Origin of the sequence: Ureibacillus thermosphaericus (genome assembly GCF_012396605.1) — a bacterium.
In the GTDB taxonomy this organism is placed as follows: domain Bacteria; phylum Bacillota; class Bacilli; order Bacillales_A; family Planococcaceae; genus Ureibacillus; species Ureibacillus thermosphaericus.
In genome coordinates this window covers 1-6,096 of record NZ_JAAXPW010000063.1, presented here as the reverse complement: position 1 = coordinate 6,096, position 6,096 = coordinate 1, and the positions used below count along the sequence as shown (strand labels likewise).

Here is a 6,096-nt window from a genome sequence, read left to right as displayed (position 1 = left end):
ATGGCTAATATCAAGGCGAAGTTGGCCAATATCGAATGGAGATTGACTAATATCCCACTCGCAGAAGCAGGAAATTTTTCGAATGGCAAATATCTTTCCGAGAATGGCTAATATCAAGGCGAAGTTGGCAATTATCTAATTAAATTTGGCTAATATCTCACTAGTAGCAGTTGTATTTTTCGATAGATGGGTAATTCTAATCCTACTTTGCTTACTACAAGTATTTTCTTGAATCCCGCAAGCATCTTCATAAGTTTGAATTCAAACACGTAGTAAGAATCTCCCGCAACAAATCTGACCCCAATCAAATTGCTTATTCTGATTATTTCCATTCATCTTATAAAAAGCTTAAAATCAAATATAAAGCTTGGTATTAAAAGGAGAAAAGGACATGACAATAGCGAAAGTATGTACAGTTGCAGGTGCTGCAGCTCGCAGTGGTGCCGGCATTCAAGCGGATTTAAAAACTTTCCAAGAGCTTGGGGTGTACGGTTTTACGGCTATCACTGCCATCAATGCAAAACATCCAAACAAAGAAAAAAGTTTATTCATTCAACCTTTAGATGCAATTGAAGCACAACTCCTCATTATCAATGAACAAGAGGATTTAGATGCATTAAAAACGGGAATGCTTTTCTCAAAGGAAATTATCGAACTTGTTTCCGATTGGTTGGCGACAACTAACATTCAAAATATCGTGGTAGATCCGGTAATGTTCGGTAAATTCGGGTCTCCTTTACTTGATTTTGATGCAATGGAAACGCTAAAAACTAAACTGATCCCTCAAGCAACAATTATTACACCAAACATGCCGGAAGCAACTTATTTACTTAATGGACAAGAAATTACATCAGTTGCGGATTTGCAGGATGCAGCAAGAGATCTTTTAAAACTTGGTCCAAAGTATGTTCTTGTAAAAGGAGGACGTTTAGAAGGACCAGCTATTGATGTATTGTATGATGGTCATAAAATGATAAAATTGGAAGCTCCACGAATCGATACAATCCATACAAATGGGGCAGGCTGTTCATATTCAGCAGCAATCACAGCGGAACTGGCAAAAGGAAAATCAATTGAGGAAGCAGTGTTCAATGCGAAAAAATTCGTCACTGCCGGTATTAAACGCTTCATTCCATTTGAAGTGGTACCGGGGATGATTGATCACCGTGCCTATAAGTTGTACGATGAAGATGAGGTTACGATGACGGAAGTTGAAATATAATGGAGTGAATGAAATAGGCAGCGTATGTTGATTTACTTTCAACATTAGACTGCCTTTTCCTCTTTATTTTTATTGCTCTTTGCTTTCGTGATTGAATTGCCAATTTACTCCGAATTTGTCAGTTAGTGATCCGTAAGCTTTGCTCCAAAAAGTTTCTTGTAGTTCCATTTCCACTTTGCCCCCTTCTTTCAACATCTCAAATGCCCTTTTCATAAAATTCAAATCATCATCAATGAAGGCGACAGTAATATTATTGCCTATTGTATAAGGGTTGCCTGGAAATGTATCGGAAAACATTAGTCGACTGCCACGTACGTTTAGATTAGCATGCATAATTAGATTTTTTGCTTCTTCCGGCATGTTAAACTCTGAATTGTCTTGGTAAGCTTCTCCGTACGTTTGTATGTAAGGCTTCTCCGTTTCAAACACTTTTGCATAAAACTCTATCGCTTCTCGACAATTCCCATTAAAAATTAAATAAACTTCTAATGCCATAATTGATCCTCCTTATCATTTACTGTTATATCATTAGCCGTTTTTTCCAATAATTAAACAAGATTTTTATTATGATTCTGATAAATTAAAGGCGTGTATTTGCACCATTATACTACCAATGATAAAATGAAAGTTAAGACTGAATGGGAAGTGAATGTTTTCAATGGTAAATATTTTAAATAAATTATTTGATTTCAACAAAAAAGAATTGAAGAAATTAAATAAAATTGCTGACCAAGTGGATGCATTAGCACCACAAATGGAACAGCTTTCTGATGAAGCACTTCAAAATAAAACAGAAGAATTTAAATCTCGTTATAAAAACGGTGAAACTTTAGATGACTTATTACCTGAAGCTTTCGCTGTTTGTCGCGAAGCTTCCCGAAGAGTGCTTGGCATGTATCCTTATCGCGTGCAAGTGATGGGGGCGGCTGTACTACATGATGGTAACATCGCTGAAATGAAAACCGGGGAAGGGAAAACGTTAACTTCCACAATGGCGGTTTATTTGAATGCCCTCACTGGTGAAGGTGTACATGTTGTAACAGTCAATGAATATTTGGCAAAACGTGACGCCACTGAAATGGGTAAATTATATGAATTTTTAGGTTTGTCTGTTGGGCTCAATTTAAATAGCTTGACGAAAGAAGAAAAGCGCGAGGCTTATGCAGCGGACATTACATACAGTACAAATAATGAACTGGGCTTTGACTATTTGCGCGATAACATGGTGCTTTATAAAGAAGACCGTGTGCAACGCCCATTAAACTTTGCCGTTATTGACGAGGTGGACTCGATTTTAATTGATGAAGCAAGAACGCCATTAATCATTTCTGGACATGCGGGTCGTTCGGCAAAACTTTACGTGCAAGCGAATGCCTTTGTTCGCATGTTAAAAAAGGAAGAAGACTACACTTACGATGAAACAACAAAAGGGGTTACACTTACAGAAAGTGGTATGACGAAAGCAGAAAAAGCTTTCGGAATCGACAACTTATATGATTTAGCTCACGTTCGTTTGCTTCATGCAATTAATCAATCCTTAAAAGCCCATGTTTCAATGCAAAGAGATGTCGATTATGTTGTGCAAGATGGAGAAGTAGTGATTGTTGACAGCTTCACTGGCCGTTTAATGAAAGGTCGTCGTTATTCAGATGGTCTTCACCAGGCGATTGAAGCAAAAGAAGGCGTGGAAATCCAAAACGAATCGATGACAATGGCAACCATCACATTCCAAAACTACTTCCGCATGTATAAGAAATTAGCTGGTATGACAGGTACAGCAAAAACGGAAGAAGAAGAATTTAGAAATATTTATAATATGAATGTTGTTGTCATTCCAACAAACAAACCAATAGCCCGTATTGACAAACCAGACCTTATTTTCGCAACAATGCAAGGGAAGTTTGAAGCTGTTGTAAAAGATATTGCGGAACGTCACGAGAAAGGGCAGCCGGTTCTTGTTGGTACTGTAGCGATTGAAACGTCTGAAATTATTTCAGAATTGTTAAAGAAACATAAAATTCCACACAACGTATTAAATGCAAAGAACCACGAACGAGAAGCTGAAATCATCGCTCAAGCTGGTCAAAAAGGTGCTGTGACGATTGCGACGAACATGGCTGGTCGTGGTACGGACATCAAGCTCGGTGAAGGTGTAAAAGAGCTTGGCGGACTTGCAGTAATCGGTACAGAACGTCACGAATCTCGCCGCATTGATAATCAGTTGCGCGGTCGTTCCGGACGTCAAGGAGATCCAGGGATTACTCAATTCTATTTATCCCTTGAAGACGATTTAATGCGCCGCTTCGGTTCAGATAGCATGAAAGCCATGATGACGAAACTTGGGATGGATGATTCCCAACCAATTCAGTCAAAAATGGTGTCAAAAGCGGTGGAATCTGCACAAAAACGCGTAGAAGGAAATAACTTTGACGCTCGTAAACGTTTGTTACAATACGATGAAGTGTTGCGTCAACAGCGTGAAGTCATCTATAAAGAGCGGAATGCTGTTTTAGAATCAGAAAATATGCGCGAAGTTGTGGAACACATGATTCGCGAATCAATTGAAAATATAGTCCATACGTATACTTCTGGAAATAAAGAAGAATGGAACTTTAAAGCAATTGAAGATTATATTAAAGCAAACCTTCTGGATGAGGGAGATATTACTGTAAATGATCTTCATGGTAAATCACCGGAAGAAATGATTGATTACATCTTTGCTGCTGCAATGGCTCGTTACAATGAAAAAGAAGAACAATTGACGCCAGAACGTATGCGTGAATTTGAAAAAGTTATTTTACTTCGTTCCATCGATACGAAATGGATTGACCATATTGATGCAATGGACCAACTGCGTCAAGGTATTCATCTTCGTGCTTATGGTCAAACAGATCCGCTTCGTGAATATGAGCAAGAAGGATTTGCGATGTTTGAAGAGATGATTGCTGCGATTCGTGAAGATGTCACGAAGTATGCAATGAAAGCCCAAATTCGCAATAACCTGGAGCGAGAAGAAGTGGCGAAAGGTCAGGCAGTGAATCCGAAAGAAGAGGAAAAACCAAAACGCCAGCCGATTCGTAAAAAGCAAGACATTGGTCGAAACGATCCATGTCCATGCGGCAGCGGCAAGAAGTATAAAAACTGCCATGGTGCAGTATCTTAATTCGTTTTGTCTCATCATCTCTTTTGAAAGTTTTCTACAAAACCGTTGTCATCTCTTTGGTGGCACGGTTTTGTTTCGCGATTTGGTAAGAGACTTTACTTCCATTTAAATGATTCTGTTTATTTGTATTGGGGTGCAAGGTAGGTTCGAACATTCTCTATTCAATTGAGTAAGATAAGTTTGCCGACCTTCTCCCGTTAAGTCATTTTATTTCTTCAAATCTAATTAAATTGGAGGAGCTTTTATGGAATTATCTGATGTGCGAAATACTTTAGAAACTACAGCCGAAAAATTGGCGGATTTCAGGGGGTCTCTTTGACTTAGAAAACAAAGAAGCCCGCATTCAAGAATTAGAAGAAATCATGATGATGCCCGACTTTTGGGATGACCAAAATAAAGCGCAAAGCATCATTAATGAGGTAAACGGTTTAAAGGCCATCGTAAATGAATTAAATGATTTATTATCCACTCAAGAAAACTTAGAAATGACTCTTGAATTGTTAAAAGAAGAGCCTGATGAGGATCTTCAAGCAGAGCTTGTTCAGGAATTGAAAGAGTTTGAGGAGAAGTTAGAGAACTTTGAGTTACAGCTTTTATTAAGCGAACCATATGATAAAAACAATGCCATTTTAGAGCTTCACCCAGGAGCTGGAGGTACGGAGTCTCAAGATTGGGGTTCAATGCTTCTTCGTATGTATACACGTTGGGCAGATAAACATGGCTTCAAAGTAGAAACCCTTGATTATTTACCAGGGGATGAAGCGGGTATTAAATCGGTGACATTGCTTATTAAAGGGCATAATGCTTACGGTTATTTAAAGGCAGAAAAAGGGGTACATCGCCTAGTGCGTATTTCACCATTTGATTCCAATGGTCGCCGTCACACATCCTTCGTTTCTTGTGAAGTGATGCCTGAGTTCAATAATGAAATTGAAATCGAGGTTCGTCAGGAAGATTTAAAAATTGATACGTATCGTTCCACAGGTGCGGGTGGGCAACACGTTAACACAACGGATTCTGCTGTCCGCATTACGCACATCCCAACAGGAATTGTTGTTTCTTGCCAAGCGGAACGTTCGCAAATTAAAAACCGTGAAAAAGCAATGAACATGTTAAAAGCAAAATTGTATCAATTAGAGATTGAAAAACAGGAAGCAGAACTTGCTGCACTTCGCGGTGAACAAAAGGAAATTGGTTGGGGTTCTCAAATTCGTTCTTACGTGTTCCATCCATATTCGATGGTAAAAGATCACCGCACGAATGTGGAGACTGGAAATGTGCAAGCGGTAATGGATGGCGATATTGACTTATTCATTAACGCTTATTTGCGCTCTCAAATCACAGCGAAGAATTAAATGATATAAGTAACAAAGTGTGCAAAATCATTTCATTGGTTTTGTGCACTTTTTATTTTTTTATTAATTGAATCAATTTCATAAATCATAGTATTTCTGAAGTATAGAGTACCCCTATACTAAAAACTTTGTTTTTTTTTTAAATTATGCAACTTGGTTTTGTTGCTGTAATAAAGCATTGATTCGATCAACTGCTAGTTTGCAGGTATTATAAATTAACGTCACCAGCTTGAAATGCATTTTTGCTTTCTTTCCTGTACGATGACGGACATTGTTTAATTGAAAGTATTCCTTTAAATAAGCGTTAACGCGTTCGACTGCTGTACGTTCTTGATAAAGCTGTTTCCATCGTTCTG

At 38.3% G+C, this 6,096-nt stretch carries 5 protein-coding genes; 3 read left to right on the top strand and 2 right to left on the bottom strand.

All coding sequences use genetic code 11. The annotated features are described in order from the left end of the window. Positions 1–391: 391 nt before the first annotated feature. Positions 392–1,222, top strand: coding sequence for a bifunctional hydroxymethylpyrimidine kinase/phosphomethylpyrimidine kinase (thiD, locus tag HF990_RS14660; RefSeq protein ID WP_168412880.1), 831 nt, complete (start codon positions 392–394; stop codon positions 1,220–1,222). 69 nt (positions 1,223–1,291) lie between these two features. Here thiD and HF990_RS14655 read toward each other — a convergent pair whose 3' ends face one another. Then, complete coding sequence (locus HF990_RS14655) at positions 1,292–1,717, bottom strand: VOC family protein (RefSeq protein ID WP_168412879.1); 426 nt, start codon at positions 1,715–1,717, stop codon at positions 1,292–1,294. Between the two features lie 163 nt (positions 1,718–1,880). Here HF990_RS14655 and secA point away from each other — a divergent pair, with 163 nt between their 5' ends. Beyond that, the gene (gene secA / locus HF990_RS14650) at positions 1,881–4,385 is read left to right on the top strand and encodes a preprotein translocase subunit SecA (RefSeq protein ID WP_168412878.1); all 2,505 of its coding nucleotides are present in this window, start codon (positions 1,881–1,883) and stop codon (positions 4,383–4,385) included. A 244-nt stretch (positions 4,386–4,629) separates the two neighbouring features. Continuing rightward, positions 4,630–5,740 (top strand): peptide chain release factor 2 gene (gene prfB, locus HF990_RS14645; RefSeq protein WP_184656240.1). Its coding sequence is split into 2 segments (ribosomal slippage): positions 4,630–4,689 and positions 4,691–5,740, totalling 1,110 coding nucleotides; the frame shifts between segments, so codons are not numbered across the junction. A 144-nt stretch (positions 5,741–5,884) separates the two neighbouring features. Here the strand turns inward: prfB and HF990_RS14640 are convergent. Further along, positions 5,885–6,096, bottom strand: a 212-nt coding sequence (locus tag HF990_RS14640; RefSeq protein WP_168412877.1) for a transposase, incomplete at its 5' end; no start/stop codon positions are given.